Genomic DNA, 1,070 nt, shown 5'->3' on the forward strand with positions numbered 1-1,070 from the left:
GGTATTATCATTTTACCTTTCCACATCTTGGGTTTGGCTTTTTCTTTTTTTATCTCCTCAGCTGTTATCTTTCTTACAAATCTATTTACATTTTTTGCAGCCTTGTCAGCNCAGGGCTTTTTCTTTTTTTATCTTCTTAGCTATCGTCATTCTTACAAATCTATTTACATTTTTTGCAGCCTTGTCAGCTCTTGCCATCTTTGTCCTCCGTATCTTCTTCCATGCTTCTGCGCTCTTCTTGTGGAGTAAGATTGATGACAAATGCAACTTTTCTATCCTTTATGTTGGATCGATATTTCATCACATCAATTTCCTGGTCGAACAAATATTTCGGAATAGGTTTGCGCTTGTCAAGATACCATTGCTTGTCATTTCGTATCTNTTCTTCTTGTAGAGTAAGATTGATGACAAATGCCGCCTTTCTGTCCTTAATGTTGGATCGATATTTCATAACATCAATTTCTTGGTCAAACAGATATTTTGGAATGGGCTTGTGCTTGTCAAGATACCACTTCTTGTCACTTCGTATTTGATTTAGTAATTCTGAAACCTCTTCCAAGTCTTTATCCAACGNTTGGCTTTTTCTATTCGTATCTTTTCTGCTGCCATCCTTTTTGCAAGTCTAGCTATATCATTTGCAGCTCTGTCAAGTCTTGCCATCTTTTTCCTCGATATTTTCTTTTAACTCTCTGTTGTATACTTCATGTCCAGTGGGCCTGACAACATAGCTTGCCTTTCTGTCCTTTATGGCAGACCTGAACTTTAACACGTCAATTTCTTGGTCAAACAAGGATTTTGGAATGGGTTTGCGCTTGTCAAGATACCATTTCTTGTCCTCTCGTATCTGTTTTAGTAATTCTGAAACCTCTTCCAAGTCTTTATCAAATGTTGCAATCACCTGAGCCCGGTCATTTTCCTCTCTTTCAAATAAATCCTCAAATGTCTTTTCCTTGTGTTGTTTTACGATCTCATCATAGTGAGTGTATGCAGTCTTTCGGTCAACACCTGCTATTCTTGCAGCTGCAGGTGCAGATAGCCCGTCGCCAAAACATTTTGTCAGCTTGTCCTGT

1 protein-coding gene is annotated in these 1,070 nt (G+C 38.3%); it reads right to left on the bottom strand.

Annotation, left to right across the window (positions count from 1 at the left end; translation table 11 throughout):
• Positions 1–646 precede the first annotated feature (646 nt).
• Positions 647–1,070, bottom strand: a 424-nt coding sequence (locus DYY66_RS04390) for a hypothetical protein (RefSeq protein ID WP_166286547.1), incomplete at its 5' end; no start/stop codon positions are given.

The organism is Candidatus Nitrosotalea sp. FS (assembly GCF_011319475.1).
GTDB lineage: Archaea > Thermoproteota > Nitrososphaeria > Nitrososphaerales > Nitrosopumilaceae > Nitrosotalea.